The organism is Nitrospiria bacterium, assembly GCA_035517655.1.
Lineage (GTDB): Bacteria > Nitrospirota > Nitrospiria > JACQBZ01 > JACQBZ01 > JACQBZ01.
In genome coordinates, this window is the sequence record DATIYJ010000064.1 from 15,984 (window position 1) to 35,474 (window position 19,491).

A 19,491-nucleotide genomic window follows, 5' to 3' on the forward strand; every position below is an offset into this window, starting at 1 on the left:
CATAGCCTGTGTATCACAATCCGGCAAAACCTGTCAATAACAAATTAAGAAAGGACCGGGCCGTTCGGCCGGGTCCGTTTCAAGACCAGATTCCGGTTGGGAGAAACATCCGCTTCGATCGTGTCCCCTTCTGCGAAATCTCCCCGGAGCAATTGGAGCGCAAGCGGATTTAAGATGTCCCGTTGGATGATTCGTTTCAGGGGGCGGGCTCCGTAGATCGGATCGTAGCCTTCCTCCGCCAGATATTTTTTGGCTCGTTCCGTCAACACGAGCGTGAGTTTCTTCTCGGCCAATCGATGAGCAAGGTTCTTCATCTGGATTTCGATTATGGACATCAGTTCCGGCAGTTCCAGGGGATGAAAGATGACAATATCATCGATTCGATTCAAAAACTCCGGACGAAATTGCGCGCGAAGCGCCGCCAGGACGCTTTTGCGCATCTCCTCTTCTTTCGTTCCCGGTTCCTGGATTTGCTGGCTGCCGATATTGGAAGTCATAATGACCACGGTGTTCTTAAAATCCACGGTGCGGCCCTGCCCGTCCGTCAAGCGGCCGTCGTCCAAGAGTTGCAGGAGGACGTTGAACACTTCGGGATGAGCCTTTTCAATTTCGTCGAAGAGAACGATGGAGTACGGTTTGCGCCGGACGGCTTCGGTGAGTTGTCCGCCTTCTTCATACCCCACATAGCCCGGGGGAGCCCCAATCAGTCTCGACACGGCATGTTTTTCCATATACTCGGACATATCGATGCGCACCATGGCCTGTTCATCGTCAAAAAGAAATTGGGCCAGGGCCCGGGCCAATTCGGTTTTGCCGACCCCGGTGGGCCCGAGGAAAATAAACGAGCCCATCGGGCGGTTGGGCTCCTGGATGCCGGCCCGACTCCGTCGCACGGCGTTGGAGACGACCGTGATGGCCTCGTCTTGACCGACGACCCGTTCTTTGAGGCGCTGTTCCATCTTGATCAACTTCTGAATCTCGGTTTCCAGCATTCGGTTGAGCGGGATGCCCGTCCATTTTGAGACGATCTCGGCCACGTCTTCTTCATCCACCTCTTCTTTCAACATCTTTTGACGGGACTGCAGATCCTGGAGCCGGCGGTTCTCGGCCTCGAGTTGCTTGGAGAGGTCGATCAGCCGTCCGTATCGGAGTTCAGCGGCGCGGCCGAGATTCCCTTCGCGTTCGGCTTTGTCCGCTTCGATCCGGGCCCGCTCGATTTCTTCTTTGGCACTGCGGATCTTGCGGATGGATTCTTTTTCGGCCTCCCATTGAAGTCGAAGCCGATCCCCGTCTTCTTTGAGATGAGAAATTTCGCGGTCGATTTTAGCCAGTCGATCTTTGGATGCGGGGTCCTTTTCTTTTTTGATCGCCTCTTTTTCGATTTCAAGCTGTCGAACACGGCGTTCAATTTCATCCAGCTCCGTGGGCATGCTGTCGATCTCCATCCGAAGCCGAGAGGCCGCTTCATCGATCAAGTCGATGGCCTTGTCGGGAAGAAATCGGTCCGAGATGTAACGATGAGAGAGCATGGCGGCGGCCACCAAAGCGGCATCCTTGATCCGGACGCCGTGATGCACCTCGTACCGCTCCTTGAGGCCTCGAAGGATGGAGATCGTGTCTTCAACGGAGGGTTCCGATACCAGGACCGGCTGGAATCGGCGTTCCAACGCCGCGTCTTTCTCGATGTGTTTACGGTATTCATCCAACGTGGTCGCGCCGACGCAACGCAGTTCCCCGCGCGCCAGGGCCGGTTTCAGCATGTTGGACGCGTCCATCGCCCCCTCGGCGGAGCCGGCGCCGATCAGCGTATGCAGTTCGTCGATGAAAAGGATGATGCTGCCCTGGGCCTCCGTAATCTCCCGCAGGACGGCCTTGAGGCGGTCTTCAAACTCCCCGCGGAATTTCGCTCCCGCAATAAGGGCTCCCAAATCCAGGGCGACGACCTGTTTATTTTTCAGTCCTTCCGGCACATCACCGTTGATGATGCGTTGAGCCAGTCCCTCCGCGATGGCGGTTTTGCCGACCCCCGGTTCTCCGATTAAGACGGGATTGTTTTTCGTCCGTCGTGAAAGGACCTGAATCACACGACGGATCTCGTCATCGCGTCCGATGACGGGGTCCAGCTTGCCCCGCCGGGCCAGATCGGTGAGGTTTCGGCCATAGCGTGTCAGCGCTTGGTATTTATCCTCCGGGTTTTGGTCCGTGATCCGCTGGGATCCCCGAATGGTCACCAAGGAGGTCAGCACCCGTTCCCTGGTCACACCGTGCCGCTTCAGCAGTTCTGAGGCAAATCCGTTGCCGGCCAGAATTCCCAAGAAAATGTGTTCGACGCTGATGTATTCATCCCGGAGTTGGCCCGCCTCGATCTGGGCTTGATCGAAGGTCTGGTTGAGCCGGGGCGTGGCGTACAATTGGCCGATTCCGGTTCCGGAAATCCGCGGGCGGTCTTTTAGATTTTGAAGGAGTTCCTTGCGCAACACCTCCGGGTCGACGCCCAATTTCTTTAACAACGGGACGGCGATCCCTTCCGACTGGTTTAAAAGAGACAGCAGGAGATGTTCGACATCGACCTGTTGATGTTGGTTCTGTTCGGCCGTTTTTTGAGCGTCGATCACGGCCTCTTGCGCTTTGATTGTGAGCCGGTCAAATTGAATCATCGGGTTTCTCTGTCCGCTGAATAAAACCGCTCCGGGTCCCGGCGCGCGGCATGGATTGACGACGAAACCGTCTCCGGTCTTATTTTTTAATCTCGATCGGGATGGGTTTGGACTCCATCGACCGGGCCTTCGGCAGCTTGACCTCCAGAATGCCGTCCTTGAGTTTGGCGCTGATCCCGGATTGATCCACAATGCCGGGAAGCGTGAAGGATCTTGAAAAGGTGCCGTACGAGCGTTCAATGCGGTGATAGTTTTCCTTCTTCGTTTCCTTTTCAAACCGGCGCTCCCCCTTCAGGATCAGGGCGTCGTCTTTAATCTGCAAATCGACGTCTTCCAGCCGCACGCCGGGAAGCTCCGCCTTCAGAATAATCGCGTCTTCTTTTTCCATGATGTCGACCACGGGTGTCCAGGTGCCTTGGGAAACGTCGCCGAGTTGACTGGTCGAACGAACCAGGCTGTCTTCAAACAGTTTGTTCATCCGTTCCTGAAGGGACAACAGGTCACGGAAAGGATCCCATTGAATGGGCGGCATCGCGCGCTCCTTGACTCAATCGTTATCCGATCGATTAATACGGGCCGTTCAAAGATTGGAGATTTAGAGATTTCGATAGGTATTATAAAATCATCGTATTTTACAGTCAAGACAAGACTGTCAGATCCCGCGGTGTGATGCTCCAAATGTGTTGACACCTTTCACGGTGAATGATATCCTTAAATCAGTATGAATAATCAGGAGATAGCTTTTCAGAAGGAGGCGTCGGTCTACGAATTCAAACGGCCGACCCTTCTCGGCGTGCCCACTGGACTCGGCGGAGTCGCTTCATTCGCCGCTGTCCTGGTGCTGGGTTGCCTGATCGGCCGGACCGATTGCGCGGCGGGTGATGTTTATCAATTCATCGATTCCGCCGGGGTGGTTCATTTCTCCAACGTCCCGGTCGATCCGCGGTACCGACAGATTCGGGTGCCGGTCCCGGTCGCTCCGGTCCGTCTGGAGGACATACACGAGACGATCCTGAGCGCCGCCCGCCGATACCGCGTGGATCCGGCCTTGGTCAAGGCCGTCATCAAGGTGGAATCGGATTTTGACCCGCATGCGGTTTCGGATGCCGGCGCCATGGGCCTGATGCAGTTGATGCCGGCCACGGCGTCCACCTTGGATGTCCAAAACCCGTTCAATCCCGCCGAAAATATTTCCGGTGGCGTTAAGCATTTAAGCTATCTACTGGGGCGGTTCAATGGAGATCTGACATTGGCGCTGGCGGCCTACCATGCCGGGGAAAAGACCGTTACCCACTACAACCAGGTTCCGCCCATCGAAAAGACGCATCGCTATATTCAAAAAGTGCTCGCGGCTTATAAAACGTACCGCGGAAAAGAGTCCGCTCGAAAGTCCATTTATAAAGTTTTATCGCCTGACGGCCGCGTGATCTACACCAATGTTCCGGAGCAGTATCAAGACACCCGGCGCTACCGGGTGGCTTACACCCAAGCCCCCTGAGGATGATCCGAACGCCGGAATTCAATATGACGGAGGTCGGGCCGTTTCCCCGGTTTGGGATCATCCGAACGGTAATGCACTCCGATGCTGCTCTTCCTCAACAACGCCGCCCGCACGATCATGGAAGCCACGGTCGCCGTGTTCTTGAATTCGCCTTCCTGCCGGGAAACGACGGGCGCGGTCATGAGGAATTTCCACTGCTCCAAAACCTTCAAGGCGTTCATCAGCGATGCCCGATCTCGAACAATGCCGACCCGGTCCCACATCGTTTCCTTAAGCCGGTGAGCGGCCGGCTCCAACGAGGCCGGGAAGACCGATTGACGGGTGATCCATTCGGATCGGTTTTTTTCAAAGACGGACCGAATCTCGGAGGACTTCACCGCGTCCTTCCGAGCGAAGGCGATCATCGCCTTGCCCGCCCGGGCGCCGAAGACCAACCCTTCCAGCAAGGAGTTGCTCGCCAGCCGATTGGCGCCGTGAATGCCGCTGCAGGCCACTTCACCCGCGGCAAATAAACCGTCCAGGGAGGTCGCGCCGGTCAGAGACGTCTTGGCTCCTCCGATCATGAAGTGGGCGCTTGGCGCGACCGGGATGGGCGTATTCGTGATGTCGAAGCCGTACCGCAAACAGGTCTGAGTGACGGTCGGAAACCTTGCGCGAATATAATCGGCCTTCAAGTGCGTGATATCCAAATAGACATGAGAGGTATGACCGGACCGCATCTCTTGCCAAATGGCCCGGCTGACGACGTCGCGCGTGGCCAACTCCCCGGCGGGATCGTATCTTTTCATGAAGGTTTTCCCCCGGGCGTTGCGAAGAACCGCTCCCTCGCCCCGCAAAGCTTCGGTCAGGAGAAAGGCGGGGGCGTTGGCGACGGCGAGTGCCGTCGGATGGAATTGGACGAATTCCATGTCCTCGAGGACGCAGCCGGCGCGGTAAGCCATGGCCATTCCGTCCCCCGTGGCGACGGGAGGATTGGTGGTGCGAGAGTAAACCTGGCCGGCGCCGCCGGTGGCCAGCAAGACGGTTTTAGCCCCGATCACGCGAACGCTTCCGGATTCGGATAATAAAACGGCCCCGAGGCACCGCCCTTTGTGGACCAGCAGATCGGAGGTGAAATGCCGCGGAAGCCAGCGGATCGTTCGAAGCGGTCGGGTCTTTGTCAGCAACGTCCTCATAATCTCGGTTCCGGTCGCGTCTCCCCGCCGTAGAATGCGGGCGTAACGGTGGGCGGCTTCCCGGGCCATGACATAACGGTCTCCTTGCCGATCGAATCGGGCGCCCCACCGGATCAGTTCCCGGACCCGGGGGGGACCTTCTTTGACTAAAACCTCGACCACCTCCGATCGGCAGAGGCCCTTGCCGGCCGCGAGGGTGTCGGCCATGTGCGCCTCCACGCTGTCCGGGGAATCAAGCGCGACCGCGATCCCGCCCTGGGCGAATTCCGAGGCGCTCTCCTCCGGGTTTCCTTTGTTGACAATGACGACCCGACCGTGGCGTCCCAACTCGATGGCCGCCCGAACGCCGGCGATGCCGCTGCCGATGACGAGAAAATCCGTCAGATCGATTTGGGACGAAGGGCTCATGGCGGTGAGGCGGGGACCGTTGCGGGGGCGGTGAAAGGATCGTCTCCATCGATGGTTTGCAGGCGGAGATCCGATTTGCCGGTGAGATGGAAAAGCGCGTTACCCCGGAGCTTAACCGGACCGGTTTTTTCGGGGGTCCAATGAAGTTCCCAGTGAAATGAAACCTGAATGTCGTTGTCTTGAAGCACGATCCGGTCGATCATAAATTCCAGGCGGAGGGCGCTCGCGGAAGTCAGGAACGAAGCGATCGCGCGAAGGTCGTCTTCGTGCGCGGCGGGGTACAGGGATGAGAACGCTCGGACATTCTTGCTCTCATACGTCACGCGCAGGTTCTCGACGAAGGCGTCGATTTGCAGAAGGCGCTTTGCATCGTCGGTGGGTTTGACCGGCGCATGTTCGCATCCCGAAAGCGACAGCCAACTTCCGATCAGAATCACGAACACGACACGGTATTTTATCGGCATGCGGGGCATTATACGGTGGACCTTCGGGCCAGGTCAAGGTCGTTGGGGATTGTTCTTGACATGCCTCGATCCGTATGTTAGGAAACATACCGACCCGCGATGAGGCCTGCGGGTGTTTTCAGGGGATAACGGATGAAGATTTTAATGTGCACCGATGGTCAGCCGTACGCGGAGGAGGCGATCCGGTTCGGTGGACGATTCGCCCACGGACTGGACGCGGATGTGACGGTTCTGTTTGTGCGCCCCTCGGTTTCCCGTGGAGACTCGATTCGCCTGAACACGGCTCGAAAGAAGATGGGGGAATGGAATCCGGACGTTCCGTCTGTGGAAAACCTCAAGCGCGCAAAAGAAATCTTGGTGGAGAGCGGTTTGGTGCCTTTCTCGTCCGAAAGGGATGCCGGCGTTCGTCAGACCTTCCGGGAGTCCGCGGAGGGGGGCGTTGAACTGCATTGGGTCGGCCGTCGTACCGAACGTGTGCGGTTGAAGCTTCGCGAAGGCGAATCGGCCGAACAAATCCTGACGGAGGCCCGTCGCGGACGCTATGACTTGGTCCTGACGGGATCCCGAGGCCATGAAGGGATCGCCAGTTACTTTGTGGGCAGCACGGCGCTTCGGATCGCCGAATTTGCACCCTGTTCGGTTTTGATCGCCAAGAACATTCGCGAGAGCCACGACTTTCTGATGTGCACGGATGGCTCGAGGTTGGCCGAAAAGGCCGAGTTGTTCGGCGCCCAGATTGCCCAGGCCTTGAATGCGCGGGTGACGGTTCTGTCCGTCGCTTCCGAGCCGTCCGGGCTCAAAGCCGCCCAGGAACAGGTCCGACGGGCCGAAATGATCCTGGCCCAGTTGGGGGTTCAGGCCGACGTTGAGACGCGCGTCGGCCGTCCCTCGGAAGTGATCATTGACAAGGCCAAGAATCATGACATCGTGGTCATGGGGGCCAGCGGCAGCTCGGCCGTCAGGCGGTTTTTCCTGGGAAGCGTTCCGCTCAAAGTGATCGAATACGGCGCCTGTCCGGTCCTACTGGTTCGTGCAAAGCCCGGGTCCAAGCGGCGCGGCACCGATCGCGGCGGAAATTGAAGCCGCGGACGATGGGGAGTTGCCTTTTGCGGAAGATATCGATAGAATAATCGCTCCAGAGGAGGGTGTCCATGTCGAGAGTGGTTAAGAAACGGCGCAAAAAAATGCGAAAACACAAATACCGAAAGCTCAGAAAAAAGATGCGCCACCAACGACGGAAGCACTAAGCGTCAGTTGCCTCGCGCCGAACGGTCAAGTGCGTCTTCGTCGACGTTCCGTGACCGATCCCGATGCATGGTTGTCAATTCACCCTACCCGAAGGGAAGGACACGAGATGGCCGCAGGTAAAAAAGTGTGTGTAAAGGTTCGAACCGTATACGCAAGCTACGTGGGCATTCTCCTCATCCCGCCCATGCGCAAAAGGGTTTCGGACGTTTTGAACGAGGAAGACCGGACCTTCATTAATCTGACGGATGTCCAGATCGACGGTTCAAGCGAGAAGGTCCCGTATATCTCGATCAACAAAGACATGATCGAGTCCATTATCGAGAACCCTGATCGATGAGCCCGCTTTCCCCTGGCGGATTTCCCCGAGACCGATCGCGGTTGCCGCCGTGGTTTCGGGTTCGGGCCTATCCGGGTCCGCGTTATCAGGGGATGAAAAACCTGGTTCACGATTTAAAACTTCACACCGTGTGCGAAGAGGCCCGCTGTCCGAATGTGTGGGATTGTTGGAACCGCGGAACGGCCACCTTCATGATCCTCGGTGATGTCTGTACGCGAAGCTGCGGCTTTTGCGCGGTCGCCACCGGGCGGCCGATCGAGCCGGACCTGGATGAACCCCGGCGGGTGGCTCAAGCGGTCCGGGCCTTGAGCCTGCGTCATGCCGTGATCACCTCGGTGAACCGGGATGAATTGGCCGACGGCGGCGCGGCGATCTTTGCCGAGACGATTCGAGCGATCCGGAGGCTGCAGGATTGCGCGATCGAGGTTCTGATCCCGGATTTCAAAGGGTCGCACGAGGCGCAGGACCGGATTTTTGAAGCCCGGCCGGACATCCTCAATCACAACACCGAAACCGTTCCCCGTCTGTATCGATCGGTGCGTCCTCAGGGAAAATATTCCTGGAGCCTTGAGCTCGTTTCACGGGCCAAGCAGGCAGGCCTCGTCACCAAAAGCGGGCTGATGGTGGGCTTGGGCGAGACGGGCGAGGAAGTTCGCGCCGTGATGGCCGATCTCGTTTCGTCCGGCTGCGATATCCTGACGCTGGGTCAGTATCTGCAACCGACGCCCAACCATCTTCCCGTGATCCGGTATTATCTTCCGGAAGAGTTTTCTTCTTTGAAGGAAGACGGCCTTCGCCTCGGGTTCCGACACGTCGAATCCGGGCCCTTGGTCCGAAGCTCCTACCACGCCGAGGAACAGAGCGGACGGATGGCTGAGAAAGAGATCGAGCGCCGGTAAACCTGCCGAAGGCCGGCATAGCGTCCCTCTCCCTGATATAAATCCGCTTGCAAAAAATCCCGGATTCCGTATATTCCCTATCCTGTCCTGCCTCAGAACCGGAATCCGGCATCCCGGATTCATGAAGGCGTGGTATGCCCCGTTCCGATCAACAGAGCCGTCAATGGCAAATTCTTACATTCCATAAATGTCAATGGGACGGCGACCCTCCGACCGCCGTATTATCGGGCAACTTTATGAAAAGAGATGCCGGTGAAAGCAGGGAGTTCGTCCGAGGAAGGTTCTGCCGCCTTCACCTGTTTGAAAAGTTCGTCCACCGTTTTGTCGATATTGATTGCGGTGGGTCCTGGGATACTACGGGTGCCGCATTTGGGACGGAGAGCGGTTCAGTAGACATGTCGGCGATGTTTCACCGTGAGAACAAAGACCGTTTTGGAGGAGGCATGTGTTTCGTAGACGATCCGCCAGTCGCCCACGCGAAGGGAAAATTCTCCTTTGTGGTTGCCCACCAACGGTTTTCCCATTCGAGGGTCGTCCGCAAGCGATTCCAGGTTGTTGAGAATCCGATCGTAAAGCCGCCGGTCGGCGCGGGAAAGAGCGAGAAGATCTTTTTCGGCTTCCCGCGCAAGACGGACGGCATATCTCATGCCGGGCCGATCTTTTTCTTGAGTTCTTCCAGCGAAACGGTCCGGCCACGGCGAACCTGGGTCTTCGCGCGGGCGATCGCGCGGCGCTCGGCCCGGTTCGAGAGAACGTCGAGCGTCTCAATCAGACCGTCGTATTCCTCGGCGCTCAGGAGCACCGCCTTTTCCACGCCGCTGCGGGTGATCACGACGCGGCGGTATTTTTCATCCGCTTCGCGGACGAGGGACGAAAGATGTTTCTTGGCCTCGGCCAGAGAGTATGTTTTGTGCATGCCGCCCTCCGTAGTTGGTCAAATTATAGACCAACTCGCAAACCGCCGTCAACCGCTCGGCGGCGTCCGATCAGGGACTGAGGGGTTGGGGGAAAAGTTCAAAACGTGCAAGTCGTTCAATGCGTTCAAAGCGCTGATTGTGTGGAAACCGTTTTAAACGTCTTGAACGTTTTAAACCATTTAAACTTTTTAAACTCTTGGAGCCCGACATGTCGGTGAAATATTTTGAGGAGTTGGAGATCTGGAAAGAGGCGCGGTCTATGACGAATACAATCTATAAAATTACCCATGCGCCCGGTTTCTCCAGGGATTACGGATTGCGGAATCAGGTCCGTCGTGCGGCGGTCTCGGTCATGTCGAATATCGCCGAGGGATTCGAACGGGGCGGGAATCAGGAATTGATTCAGTTTCTGTACATCGCAAAAGGCTCCTGCGGCGAAGTCCGGTGGCAGCTTTATATTGCCAAAGACCAGGGGTACATTGAAGAAGAAAAGTTCAATGAATTATTCAAATCGTTTAAGAGGTTGTCGGTCATGATCGGCAACCTGATTGCTTATTTGAAAAACAGTCGGATGAAGGGGGAAAAGTTCAAAAAGCCTCCGCACCGGACAATGCAGGAAGAAATGGATGAGATTATGTAGCGCCCGTCCTTCGGGACGGGTGAGGATTGAATGATGAATCAGCGGTGAGTGCATTTGAGATGCCGTGAAAGGTCGATTAGTTAACCTTGCGGTTCTATGTTGCATCCACACAGCGAGCGCATTTCCCATCCGTGGAGCCTGTGGGTCTTCAACGCTTATTGCTGTAATTCCTTCTCCATCTCCTCCGCGTCAAAGATGAAATTTTTTGTGCGGGTCTTGGCGTGGCGGGTCGCCTTGTCCACCAGACCGAGCAGGTCCGTCGCTTTCTGTTCGGGGCGAAGCTGGGCCACGGTCAGGCAGGCTTGAACCGCTTTCAGCGGAATCGCGGGAGGACGGAGCTTCGACAGCGCCTGCTGCAGCCGTTGAGCGATGAGGTAGGCCTGGGCCTTGTCCGCCTCGGGAAGGATCACGACGAACTCGTCCCCGCCGTAGCGGAAGGCCAAATCCATTCCCTGGCGGATGATGCCCTGGATGGTTTTGCCGACGGTCTGCAGCACGGCGTTCCCGGCGGCGTGTCCGAACCGATCGTTGATCGTCTTGAAATCGTCCAGGTCCGCAAAGAGACAGGACAGCGGTCGGTCCATTCGACGCGCCCGGGCGATTTCTTTAACGAGGGCCTCTTCCAACGCCCGCGGATGGCCCAGCGTCGTCAGGGCATCGGTGTGGGCCAAGCGCTCGACTTCGTCCCGCTGTCGAAGAAATTGCTTTCGGTAATACAGGGAAACATAAACGCCGGCCCCGATCAGGGCCGAAAGACCGATTTCATGAGCCAATCCGAGCGGATTCTGAGCGAAACGTCCCTCCTCCATATAGTTTGTCAACCAAGGAACGACCATGAGGAAATAGAAGAGGAGCGGCGTCTTGCCGGATGGGAGGCTCGAGTGGCCCATGGGGAAATTATACGTGATCCGCTTCGGGGAATCAAACCGGCCGAAAGTCAGAAAAGGTCCCGGATCATCTTGAGGGATGCGATGAGAAGGACCACGCCCAAGACCTGCTGCAGTACTTTGGATGGAACTTTCCAGGCGCCCCACCAGGAACCGATCTGTCCGCCGATCAAGACGGTGAGCCCCAGGGGAACGGCGAGTCCCGGTTCGATGGCTCCGTGGAGAACATGGGCGGCCAGTCCGCTCAAGGAGTTTAAAATAATAAAGGCGGCCGAAACCGCGGCGGTTTGTTTGGCATCCGCCCAGCCCATCAGCAATAAAAGGGGACTCAAGAAGATCCCTCCGCCGATGCCGATGAGGCCGGCCAGAAATCCAAGGGCCAGGCCCACCGGCAGTCCGATGCCGTAGATCCACGCCGGCTTCACGGGGGGACGGGGCAGAATCGGCTTTGTGAACAGGATAAACCGGAGGCCGGCGATGAGAAGCGTCCCTCCGAGAATCCCGGAGAAGGTTTGCTGCGACAGCAGCACCAACCCGCCCAGATAAGCGGCCGGGATGGAGGCCAGGATGAAAGGCCACAGCAGACGAGGAGTGAAGTGGCCTGCGCGATAATAATTGGTGAAGCCGGTCACGGTGACCAGGATGTTCAGGATCAATACGGTCGGCGCGATTTCCGGCCGGGCATAACCGGCCAGCACCAGAATGGCGAGATAGGCCGACGCGCCGCCGTGTCCGACCGAGGAATAAAGCATCGCGGCCAGCAGGAACAACGGAAGCAGCCAGAGCAGGTCCAAAGGCATGATGTCCCGCATTGTCGGCAAAGGCAACTCGCTTTGTCAACCGTCGTCTTGCCGGATCGGACGGGCTACCAGCGTTCCGACCGGATCAAGGGATACGGAACGCCCAGGGCCGTGAGGGTTTGGGCGTTTTCCTTGATCATGCGGTCCGGCCCGCAGAGATAGTATAGCGTTCCGAGCGGTCCGAGCTGTTCTCGAAAGAAGGCCTCGTCAAACCGGCCGACACGACCGGTCCAGGGGGTTCCGTCCGGACGGGTGATGGTGTAGACGCACTGAAAATGGGTGTGTTGTTGCGCCGCCGCGTCGAATTCCGGCTTGAACGCGAAATCCGCCGGAGTTCGGGCGCTGTAGAGAAGTTTGACTCGCACCGGCCATCCTTTGGCGAGGATATACCGGATCATGCTTCGGTAGGGGGCAATGCCGATGCCGCCGGCGATCAGCACAATTTCGTCGCTCTCGTTTTCCCTGAACACGAATTGTCCCTCGGGGCCTTTAACGTTCAGGAGATCGCCCACCTTGACGGCGTCATGCAGCCAGGGTGTGATGCGGCCTTCCGGATACCGTTTGGCCGCGATCTCGATGTAGTCCTCTTCGGCGGGGGAAGACGATATCGAAAAGGCGCGGTTCGCCGTTCCCATCCGGTTTCGTTTCGGGTTCCAGACCTCGGCCGTAATAATGACAAACTGTCCGGGCCGGAAAGCGAAGGGCTTGTTCGGCCCCAGATCAAGACGAAACGATTTGATCTCCGGCGTCTCCTGTCGGATCTCGCTGAGGACCAGGTTCATCTGTTTTTGATCGCGCGCGGGCATCGTGGCTCTATCCTACCTCCATCCGATCGGGCTGTGCAACTTGATCTTACCCCTTGCCACCTTGGATATAAAATGATACCTTGAACGGGGTGAAAATCCGTGATTCCTCGATTTGTCATCATGATGATCGGTCTTCTGCTTCCCTCCCTGGCTTGGGCGGGATCGTCCTTGCCCAACGGGTACGACCGGGCGGGTTGGGGCATGACCGTCCCCGAGCTTCAGAAGCAGGTCGGGATCGAGCGGGCCGAGATGTCGGATGGATTCGGGTATGCGGAGCATCTCGAAGAAGATCCGGACGTTTATTATCAAATGACCCCGGAACACGAGCGGGTCGAGTATTATTTCTACCGGGGCCGTCTCTACAAGGTTTTTATCATCTACGACCGCGTTTTGTTTCACACGCGGTTTTATGAGGAACTGATCGAAAAGACAAAAAAGACCTACGGGGATCCGAAGGACGCCTACCAGGAGGATTTTTTCGGCCTTCCCATCCAACATACGCGATGGGAAGATTCCACCTCCATTTTAGATCTCCGCAGGGGAGCCGGCTTCATCTACCAAGTCCGGATCGACAAGACGACGAACGAAATCAAGACGAAAGCCCAGACCAAGAAAAAAAGCATTTAACGGAGCGCGAAGGGTTGGAACGATGGATTTGTTCAAGATCATGGCCAAAGAAGGTCACGAGCAACTGATTGTTTCTACCGATCCGGAGACCGGCTTAAATGCGATCATCTCGATCCACAGCACGCTGCTCGGCCCCGCCTTGGGCGGCTGCCGGTTCTGGTCGTACAAAACATTCGAGGCGGCGGCCGCCGATGCGCTTCAGCTTTCGAAGGCGATGACCTACAAGGCCGCGATCGGCGGGTTGAACCTGGGCGGCGGCAAGGCCGTGATCTGCGCGCGGCCGACGGAAAAAACGCCTGCGCTGCTTCGGGCGTTCGGCCGGGCGGTCGATGCCCTGGCGGGGCTCTATGTGACCGCTCAGGATGTCGGGATGAGCCTGTCCGATCTGGAGACGGTCCGTGAAGTGACACGGTACGCCGCCGGAATGCCCGAAGAGAAAGGCGGGAGCGGCGACCCCTCTTCCATGACGGCCCTGGGCGTCGTGCATGGGATGCGGTGCTGTCTGAAGGAGGTTTTCGGATCCGATTCGTTCCGGAATCGAACCGTTGCGGTTCAGGGCCTTGGAAAAGTCGGCCGGCATTTGGTCGGCTTGCTTTATCGGGAAGGGGCCCGGTTGATCGTCGCGGATCTGGATGCGTCAAGGGTCACGGCCGCGGTCGCCGAAGTGAAAGCGGAAACGGCGCCGCCGGGCCGGATCCATACCGCGGCGTGCGATATCTTCGCCCCCTGCGCGATGGGCGGGGTGCTTCATTCGGCCACGATTTCCAAGCTGCGCTGCCGGATTGTCGCGGGCGCGGCGAACAATCCGCTGGCCGGCTGGGCCGATGCGAACCTTCTCCAACGCCGACGGATTCTTTATGCTCCGGATTATGTCATCAATGCCGGCGGTCTGATGAACATCGCCTGCGAGATGGAGGGCTATCAGAAGGAAAAGGCCGAGGAGCGCGTGGCCGGGATCGCCGAGAATCTGTCGCGGGTGTTTGCCCGGGCCAAGGAAGAAAAAATCTCTCCGCTGGAGGCCGCCAACCGCCTGGTCGAAGAGCGGTTGGCCAAGACCCGCGCCTCCCGTTCCGGCGGGTAACGGTCCGGAGGAAGCCCGTTCTCGATCGCGAGCAGCAAGGACGTTGCCGATGCGCGTTTTTCCAATCGGGGGTCACCGAATCCATATTGTCTGCGGACTCGTTGTTCTATTGGGCTGTCTGGCCGGATGCGGCGGGAGCGTCGGCGTCGACGAGGGCGGCCGGCGCAACGGCGGTGGAGTCCCGCCCGGGCTCAGCAAGAATCCTACGCCGTCGCCCGGTCCCGGTCCGGTTATCCAGCCTTCGACGACCCGCTTTGGCTACGTCGCAAACGCTTCGGACAACACCCTCTCCATCTTTGCTCTGAACGCCGCGACGGGTCAATTGAGCCCGCGGGGCCATGTAACGACGGGGACGTCGCCGCAAGCGATCGCCCTTGATCCTGCGGGAAAATTTGTTTTTGTAGTGAACAATCTCTCGGATGACCTCTCGACGTACACGATCAATCCAAGCACGGGCGGCTTGACGGCCCTCAGCGGCTCTCCGTTTGCGACCGGGTCGGGTCCTGTTTCGGTTGCCGTCGATCGGTCCGGGGCGTTCGCCTATGTGGCGAACGCGGACTCGAACAACGTTTCGGCGTACGCGATCCATCCAACCACCGGGGTGCTGACGGAGATCAGCGGTTCCCCCTTTGCCGCCGGCACGAATCCTCAATCCGTCGCGGTGTCCGGAACGATTCAGTAGACCGCATTGTCTTTAACGGTTGAACGATGTCGCGGTTCCGTTGGGCGTTCATCAGTCTTCTCCTGGTTCTTGTTCCGGTCGACTCGGTGTACGCCCGGTCTTCCGCTTCGATCCTTGTCTTCGATCAACTTTCCCGGCCGAATCGACCGGTCCGATTGGCCGTCCGTTTGGTAACGGGCGTGCTGTCGTTGGGCCGCCGTCCCGTCAGCGGCGAGCGGATCGAGTTCCTTTTGAACGATCGCTCCCTCGGGCAGGCGCTTTCGGGAGGCGACGGCATGGCCGTCAAAAATTTCTACTGTTCCAAACCCGGCCTCCGCGTCGTCACGGTTCGCCTTCTTGAAAACCCAAGGTATGAAGCCGACGCGGTCGAGTTGTATGTCGCATGTCGCAAGGCCTCCGATGCGATTCTCCTTGTGGCTCTCTCCTCTCTGCAAACTCCACCGCCCCCGCAGATTCCGTTCAGTCCGGCCTCGTCTTCGGCCGCGATGCCGGAAGCCGTCAAGGTTCTTTCCGGACTTTCCAAACGGTATCAGCTCTTATATTTCGAAACAGAGGACGAAGCGCTCATCCCGGGGACAAAAGACTGGCTGTCCCGCCAGAACTTCCCCCGGGCGCCTCTTTTTGCATGGCCCTTGACGGGCGATGCCGATCGCCGGACGGAGAAGCTCGTCGAGCGGCTTGAGGATATCCGAAAGACGGGCTGGACGAACATCGCGGCCGGGATTACCCGCTCCAAAGAAGATGCCGGTGCGTTATCCGCCATGAAGATCAGGACGGTCGTCATGGCGGAAGACGATGACAACGAACCGCTCGCGGGGGCGAAGAGGGTCACGGATTGGAAGACGGTTCCGTCGGTCTTGAAGTAAGCGACCTCCCGCTGACGGAGTGACAGTCGCGGCGAAATGGTGTAAACTAAGGCCCCATACCGGCTGAGCCCGTGTGCGACCACGGGAAGGAAAGAAGGCAGCCAACGGGCTTGGCGAGGGACTGCCGCGGGGTCTGGGGGCATCGGAGGACCCATCTTAATTTGCCGCACGGGCCCCCCAGATATAAATAGGAGGAGCCGATGGACGCAAAAGGGATCACGCTCACGCGCCACATTCTGCTGGAACAACGCGCGCATCCGTCCGCGACGGGCGAGCTCTCGATGGTGCTCGCCCAGATCGGCCTGGTCGCCAAGATCATCGCCCGGGCGGTGAGCCGGGCCGGCTTGGTCGACATTTTGGGCGTGACCGGTGACGTCAATGTCCATGGGGAAGAGGTCAAAAGGCTGGACGAATACGCCAACCAGACCTTCATCAACGTTTTCGGACACAGCGGACTGGTCTGCACTCTGGTCTCGGAAGAAATGGAAAAACCGAGGCATCTTTCGGAGAATTGCTCCCAGGGAAAATATACGCTTTTTTTTGATCCGCTCGACGGCTCTTCGAACATTGATGTGAACGGCACGATCGGGACGATTTTTTCGATCCATCACCGGCTCCGCGGCGATCCGCACGAGACAAACCAAGAATGGTTACGGGTCGGGTCCGATCAGGTCGTCGCCGGATACGTGATCTACGGACCGAGCACCGTCCTGATCTATACCGCCGGAAACGGCGTCCACGGATTCACGCTGGATCCTTCCATCGGTGAATTTCTTCTCTCGCATGAGAATATCCGCATCCCGTCCCGTGGCAAAACCTACAGCATTAATGAAGGCCATTATCCGGTCTGGCAAGCGCATACCCGGGCCTTTGTCGACTTTTTGAAGGAAAAGGATCCCGCCGGCGGCCGGCCCTACTCCTCACGCTACGTCGGCTCGCTGGTGGCCGACTTTCACCGAACGCTTCTTCACGGCGGGATTTTTCTTTACCCCGGCGACACCCAAAATCCGAAGGGAAAGCTTCGGCTCCTCTACGAAGCGGCCCCGTTGGCCTTCATCGCCGAACAGGCCGGAGGCCGCGCCGGCACCGGTGAGGAAAGAATCTTGGACATCCGTCCCGTCGAACTTCATCAGAAGGTCCCGCTGCTCATCGGGAGCCCGGAAGAGATGGCCCTGGCGGAAGCATTTTTCAAGGGGCGCAAGAAGCGAGTTATTGAAAGGAGAAAGCAACCGTAGTTCGAACGGGTGCCTTGATGGAAGCCTTTGACCTGGTCGTGATCGGCGGCGGAGCGGGAGGCTTGGTGACCGCGAGCGGCGCAGCTCGCCTGGGCGCGAAGGTGGCCCTCATCGAACGGGAGCGCTTCGGCGGCGAGTGTCTTTGGACCGGATGCGTTCCCAGCAAGGCCTTGATCCGGTCGGCGAAGATCAAGCACCTGATGGAGCATGCCGGCTCATACGGCTTCAGGGATCAGCCGGTTTCGGTCGAGTTTGACCGGGTGATGCGGCATATGCGTGACGTGATCATGACCATCCAGCCCCACGACGATCCGGACCGGTTTCGAAAGATGGGGGTGGAGGTGATCCAGGGCCGGGCCGCGTTCTCCGGCCCCGACCGTCTGGAAGTGAACGGCCGCGTCCTGAAATCGAGGCGGTTCTGCATTGCGGTCGGCGCCGGTCCGCTCATCCCTCCGGTCGACGGGCTCGACCGTGTGCCGTACATGACCCATCTGAATTTCTTCGACCAGTCCCGGAAGCCGGAACATCTCATCGTGATGGGCGGAGGTCCCGTCGGATGCGAGATGGGACAGACCTTTCATCGGCTGGGAAGCCGCGTCACGATCATCGAGGCGCTGGACCGTATTCTCCATAAAGACGATCGGGAGACGACCAACCGGCTTCATGAAATTTTGGTGAAGGAAGGGCTGCGGATTGAGCTGAACGCAAAGGCCGAGAAGGTCGAACGGGAAGGCGAGCGGATCCGACTCCGTTGCGGGCGGGAGGGCCAATCCTTTTCGGTGGAAGGAGATGCGTTGCTGATCGCGGCCGGAAAACGTCCAAGGGTGGAAGGGCTCGGTCTGGCCGAGGCGGGCGTCGAGTTCGATCATGGGGGGATCAAGGTGGACCGGTGCATGCGGACGACCAATCCGCGGGTTTTTGCCTGCGGCGACGTGACGGGCGGTTTTCCGTTTACGCATATGGCGGAATACCAGGCCGGGTTGGTTGTGGCCAATGCGCTGGTCCCGTTTCTCAGGCGCAAGGCGGATTATTCGGTGGTTCCCTGGTGCACTTTTACCGATCCGGAGCTGGCCCAGGTCGGTCTGACCGAAGAGCAGGCCCAGCGACGGTTCGGCGAAGGCGGGTACCGGGTGTGGCGGTTTGCCGTGGCCGACAACGACCGGCATATCATCGATGGAGAGAAGCAGGGAACCGTAAAGCTGCTCACGCGGCCGAACGGCCGGATCATCGGCTGCACGATCTTGAGCGCCAACGCGGGGGACCTGATCCATGAATACGCGCTGGCGCTTAGGAAAAAGGGAACGGTGGCCGATATATCGGGGATGATCCATGTCTATCCCACGCGGGCCCAGGCGAACAAACGGGCGAGCGATCAATATTTTGCCGAGAAGTTCTTTGGCGGTCGGATTCCAAAGGTTCTCTCCTGGTGGCTGAGACGGGTTCGTCCCAAGACAACCTAAAACAAACGACTTTAATCCTGTTCCATCGGCGGGTCCTGTCCTTTGGCAGCCCCATCCGTCCTCACTGCGTACTCTCCGATGTTTTATTCGGGGAATCACACGAAAGAGCCCTTGGCCTTTCCGTTGCGGGCGGACAGGGCGCCCCGCCTTCGGCCACCCGCCGGATGTCACTCTAAAGTGGTCGTTTGTATTAGTTGACCGGCGGAGAGATGCGATCGCCCCATGCCATATCGAAAACGACCGGAACATCTTGAAGCTCTCTCTGTATTCCTGGGATTGAGCCTATTCCTCTTCCTGGGTTGTGCTGCGGGCGGCGCCGGGACGGGATCACTGACTTCGGAGGAGCGTCAGAAAATTACGGAACTGGTTCTCTCCGTGGCCGAAGACCCGGAGGAGACCCTTCAACCGTCGCGGGACGAGCTCTGGGCTATTCTGAAAAAGCACGGCTCGCCTTCCGGCCGGGAGCTCGAAGAGCTGAAAGCCCAATTTCTGGTCATCGGCCGCGGCCATCGCCTCTTTTGGTTGGATGCCCGTGAAGCTTTGCGGAGCCACCGGATGGTGAAGAGCCCGGACCGGGCTCGATGGGAGGAAACGCTGGCCGGAGCCGGATGGCTTTCCGAACCGCAACGGGCCCGTTTCGATGTTCTCATGAAACAGGTGATCGATGAGGAGCCGATTTCGTCCAACCACGGGGCGGACGTTTCGCTGAGCCGGCAGATGGTGGATGAAATCGTGAACGGCTGGGATGAGCGCGAGCTGGAGCATTCCGTGGCCGATCTCCTGAAGCCGCCGAAATGATTG

At 58.4% G+C, this 19,491-nt stretch carries 22 protein-coding genes; 13 read left to right on the top strand and 9 right to left on the bottom strand.

Annotation, left to right across the window (positions count from 1 at the left end; all coding sequences use genetic code 11):
* Nucleotides 1–44 precede the first annotated feature (44 nt).
* Both clpB and VLY20_11810 read right to left on the bottom strand, forming a co-directional pair.
* Complete coding sequence (clpB, locus tag VLY20_11805; protein HUK57330.1) at nt 45–2,654, bottom strand: ATP-dependent chaperone ClpB; 2,610 nt, start codon at nt 2,652–2,654, stop codon at nt 45–47.
* Between the two features lie 82 nt (nt 2,655–2,736).
* On the bottom strand, nt 2,737–3,189 hold the full coding sequence (locus tag VLY20_11810) for an Hsp20/alpha crystallin family protein (GenBank protein ID HUK57331.1): 453 nt from the start codon (nt 3,187–3,189) through the stop codon (nt 2,737–2,739).
* A gap of 189 nt (nt 3,190–3,378) precedes the next feature.
* Between VLY20_11810 and VLY20_11815 the strand changes: the two genes are divergently transcribed.
* A complete protein-coding gene (locus VLY20_11815; GenBank protein HUK57332.1) occupies nt 3,379–4,155 on the top strand; it encodes a lytic transglycosylase domain-containing protein in 777 nt (258 codons plus the stop codon).
* On the opposite strand, the gene nadB is transcribed toward VLY20_11815, so the two are convergent.
* A complete protein-coding gene (gene nadB, locus VLY20_11820) occupies nt 4,137–5,741 on the bottom strand; it encodes an L-aspartate oxidase (protein HUK57333.1) in 1,605 nt (534 codons plus the stop codon). The genes VLY20_11815 and nadB overlap by 19 nt on opposite strands.
* Nucleotides 5,738–6,205, bottom strand: coding sequence for a hypothetical protein (locus VLY20_11825; GenBank protein ID HUK57334.1), 468 nt, complete (start codon nt 6,203–6,205; stop codon nt 5,738–5,740). The genes nadB and VLY20_11825 overlap by 4 nt, the downstream gene beginning before the upstream one ends.
* Before the next feature lie 132 nt (nt 6,206–6,337).
* On the opposite strand from VLY20_11825, the gene VLY20_11830 reads away from it, so the two are divergent.
* The 4 genes from VLY20_11830 (at nt 6,338) to lipA (ending at nt 8,689) form a co-directional block, all read left to right on the top strand.
* Nucleotides 6,338–7,285: a universal stress protein gene (locus VLY20_11830; GenBank protein HUK57335.1), complete on the top strand. Its 948-nt coding sequence runs from the start codon at nt 6,338–6,340 to the stop codon at nt 7,283–7,285.
* Nucleotides 7,286–7,356: 71 nt separating this feature from the next.
* Nucleotides 7,357–7,452: an AURKAIP1/COX24 domain-containing protein gene (locus VLY20_11835; protein HUK57336.1), complete on the top strand. Its 96-nt coding sequence runs from the start codon at nt 7,357–7,359 to the stop codon at nt 7,450–7,452.
* A gap of 107 nt (nt 7,453–7,559) precedes the next feature.
* Nucleotides 7,560–7,790, top strand: coding sequence for a hypothetical protein (locus tag VLY20_11840; GenBank protein ID HUK57337.1), 231 nt, complete (start codon nt 7,560–7,562; stop codon nt 7,788–7,790).
* Nucleotides 7,787–8,689 carry a lipoyl synthase gene (gene lipA, locus VLY20_11845; protein ID HUK57338.1) on the top strand — a complete coding sequence of 301 codons (903 nt, stop codon included), beginning with the start codon at nt 7,787–7,789 and terminating at the stop codon, nt 8,687–8,689. Before VLY20_11840 ends, lipA begins: the two co-directional genes overlap by 4 nt.
* 386 nt (nt 8,690–9,075) lie before the next feature.
* Here lipA and VLY20_11850 read toward each other — a convergent pair whose 3' ends face one another.
* The gene (locus tag VLY20_11850; GenBank protein HUK57339.1) at nt 9,076–9,336 is read right to left on the bottom strand and encodes a type II toxin-antitoxin system RelE/ParE family toxin; all 261 of its coding nucleotides are present in this window, start codon (nt 9,334–9,336) and stop codon (nt 9,076–9,078) included.
* Nucleotides 9,333–9,605, bottom strand: a complete 273-nt coding sequence (locus VLY20_11855) for a type II toxin-antitoxin system Phd/YefM family antitoxin (GenBank protein ID HUK57340.1) — start codon at nt 9,603–9,605, stop codon at nt 9,333–9,335. The genes VLY20_11850 and VLY20_11855 overlap by 4 nt, the downstream gene beginning before the upstream one ends.
* A gap of 209 nt (nt 9,606–9,814) precedes the next feature.
* Here VLY20_11855 and VLY20_11860 point away from each other — a divergent pair, with 209 nt between their 5' ends.
* On the top strand, nt 9,815–10,246 hold the full coding sequence (locus tag VLY20_11860) for a four helix bundle protein (GenBank protein HUK57341.1): 432 nt from the start codon (nt 9,815–9,817) through the stop codon (nt 10,244–10,246).
* Between the two features lie 155 nt (nt 10,247–10,401).
* On the opposite strand, the gene VLY20_11865 is transcribed toward VLY20_11860, so the two are convergent.
* The 3 genes from VLY20_11865 to VLY20_11875 all read right to left on the bottom strand — a co-directional run bounded on the left by VLY20_11865 (nt 10,402) and on the right by VLY20_11875 (nt 12,739).
* Nucleotides 10,402–11,136 carry a GGDEF domain-containing protein gene (locus VLY20_11865; protein HUK57342.1) on the bottom strand — a complete coding sequence of 245 codons (735 nt, stop codon included), beginning with the start codon at nt 11,134–11,136 and terminating at the stop codon, nt 10,402–10,404.
* 47 nt (nt 11,137–11,183) lie between these two features.
* Nucleotides 11,184–11,933: a sulfite exporter TauE/SafE family protein gene (locus tag VLY20_11870; protein HUK57343.1), complete on the bottom strand. Its 750-nt coding sequence runs from the start codon at nt 11,931–11,933 to the stop codon at nt 11,184–11,186.
* 65 nt (nt 11,934–11,998) lie between these two features.
* On the bottom strand, nt 11,999–12,739 hold the full coding sequence (locus tag VLY20_11875; GenBank protein ID HUK57344.1) for an FAD-binding oxidoreductase: 741 nt from the start codon (nt 12,737–12,739) through the stop codon (nt 11,999–12,001).
* Nucleotides 12,740–12,838: 99 nt separating this feature from the next.
* On the opposite strand from VLY20_11875, the gene VLY20_11880 reads away from it, so the two are divergent.
* The 7 genes from VLY20_11880 to VLY20_11910 all read left to right on the top strand — a co-directional run bounded on the left by VLY20_11880 (nt 12,839) and on the right by VLY20_11910 (nt 19,488).
* Nucleotides 12,839–13,366 (top strand): hypothetical protein, encoded by a 528-nt coding sequence (locus tag VLY20_11880; protein HUK57345.1) that lies wholly within the window; start codon nt 12,839–12,841, stop codon nt 13,364–13,366.
* A 22-nt stretch (nt 13,367–13,388) separates the two neighbouring features.
* Complete coding sequence (locus VLY20_11885; protein ID HUK57346.1) at nt 13,389–14,447, top strand: Glu/Leu/Phe/Val dehydrogenase dimerization domain-containing protein; 1,059 nt, start codon at nt 13,389–13,391, stop codon at nt 14,445–14,447.
* Nucleotides 14,448–14,496: 49 nt separating this feature from the next.
* Complete coding sequence (locus tag VLY20_11890; GenBank protein ID HUK57347.1) at nt 14,497–15,129, top strand: beta-propeller fold lactonase family protein; 633 nt, start codon at nt 14,497–14,499, stop codon at nt 15,127–15,129.
* Nucleotides 15,130–15,155: 26 nt separating this feature from the next.
* Entirely contained in the window at nt 15,156–15,995 is an 840-nt protein-coding gene (locus VLY20_11895; GenBank protein ID HUK57348.1) for a hypothetical protein, read from the top strand.
* Between the two features lie 200 nt (nt 15,996–16,195).
* Nucleotides 16,196–17,230 carry a class 1 fructose-bisphosphatase gene (gene fbp, locus VLY20_11900; protein HUK57349.1) on the top strand — a complete coding sequence of 345 codons (1,035 nt, stop codon included), beginning with the start codon at nt 16,196–16,198 and terminating at the stop codon, nt 17,228–17,230.
* A gap of 17 nt (nt 17,231–17,247) precedes the next feature.
* Nucleotides 17,248–18,690: an FAD-dependent oxidoreductase gene (locus VLY20_11905; GenBank protein ID HUK57350.1), complete on the top strand. Its 1,443-nt coding sequence runs from the start codon at nt 17,248–17,250 to the stop codon at nt 18,688–18,690.
* 222 nt (nt 18,691–18,912) lie between these two features.
* The gene (locus VLY20_11910; protein HUK57351.1) at nt 18,913–19,488 is read left to right on the top strand and encodes a hypothetical protein; all 576 of its coding nucleotides are present in this window, start codon (nt 18,913–18,915) and stop codon (nt 19,486–19,488) included.
* The last annotated feature ends 3 nt before the right edge of the window (nt 19,489–19,491 follow it).

What these genes read in the sequence shown, in the direction of transcription:
- VLY20_11810 (HUK57331.1), bottom strand. Translation starts at nt 3,189, where the DNA reads ATGCCGCCCATTCAATGGGATCCTTTCCGTGACCTGTTGTCCCTTCAG.
- VLY20_11815 (HUK57332.1), top strand. Translation starts at nt 3,379, where the DNA reads ATGAATAATCAGGAGATAGCTTTTCAGAAGGAGGCGTCGGTCTACGAA.
- nadB (HUK57333.1), bottom strand. Translation starts at nt 5,741, where the DNA reads ATGAGCCCTTCGTCCCAAATCGATCTGACGGATTTTCTCGTCATCGGC.
- VLY20_11825 (HUK57334.1), bottom strand. Translation starts at nt 6,205, where the DNA reads ATGCCGATAAAATACCGTGTCGTGTTCGTGATTCTGATCGGAAGTTGG.
- VLY20_11830 (HUK57335.1), top strand. Translation starts at nt 6,338, where the DNA reads ATGAAGATTTTAATGTGCACCGATGGTCAGCCGTACGCGGAGGAGGCG.
- VLY20_11835 (HUK57336.1), top strand. Translation starts at nt 7,357, where the DNA reads ATGTCGAGAGTGGTTAAGAAACGGCGCAAAAAAATGCGAAAACACAAA.
- VLY20_11840 (HUK57337.1), top strand. Translation starts at nt 7,560, where the DNA reads ATGGCCGCAGGTAAAAAAGTGTGTGTAAAGGTTCGAACCGTATACGCA.
- lipA (HUK57338.1), top strand. Translation starts at nt 7,787, where the DNA reads ATGAGCCCGCTTTCCCCTGGCGGATTTCCCCGAGACCGATCGCGGTTG.
- VLY20_11850 (HUK57339.1), bottom strand. Translation starts at nt 9,336, where the DNA reads ATGAGATATGCCGTCCGTCTTGCGCGGGAAGCCGAAAAAGATCTTCTC.
- VLY20_11855 (HUK57340.1), bottom strand. Translation starts at nt 9,605, where the DNA reads ATGCACAAAACATACTCTCTGGCCGAGGCCAAGAAACATCTTTCGTCC.
- VLY20_11860 (HUK57341.1), top strand. Translation starts at nt 9,815, where the DNA reads ATGTCGGTGAAATATTTTGAGGAGTTGGAGATCTGGAAAGAGGCGCGG.
- VLY20_11865 (HUK57342.1), bottom strand. Translation starts at nt 11,136, where the DNA reads ATGGGCCACTCGAGCCTCCCATCCGGCAAGACGCCGCTCCTCTTCTAT.
- VLY20_11870 (HUK57343.1), bottom strand. Translation starts at nt 11,933, where the DNA reads ATGCCTTTGGACCTGCTCTGGCTGCTTCCGTTGTTCCTGCTGGCCGCG.
- VLY20_11875 (HUK57344.1), bottom strand. Translation starts at nt 12,739, where the DNA reads ATGCCCGCGCGCGATCAAAAACAGATGAACCTGGTCCTCAGCGAGATC.
- VLY20_11885 (HUK57346.1), top strand. Translation starts at nt 13,389, where the DNA reads ATGGATTTGTTCAAGATCATGGCCAAAGAAGGTCACGAGCAACTGATT.
- VLY20_11890 (HUK57347.1), top strand. Translation starts at nt 14,497, where the DNA reads ATGCGCGTTTTTCCAATCGGGGGTCACCGAATCCATATTGTCTGCGGA.
- VLY20_11895 (HUK57348.1), top strand. Translation starts at nt 15,156, where the DNA reads ATGTCGCGGTTCCGTTGGGCGTTCATCAGTCTTCTCCTGGTTCTTGTT.
- fbp (HUK57349.1), top strand. Translation starts at nt 16,196, where the DNA reads ATGGACGCAAAAGGGATCACGCTCACGCGCCACATTCTGCTGGAACAA.
- VLY20_11905 (HUK57350.1), top strand. Translation starts at nt 17,248, where the DNA reads ATGGAAGCCTTTGACCTGGTCGTGATCGGCGGCGGAGCGGGAGGCTTG.
- VLY20_11910 (HUK57351.1), top strand. Translation starts at nt 18,913, where the DNA reads ATGCCATATCGAAAACGACCGGAACATCTTGAAGCTCTCTCTGTATTC.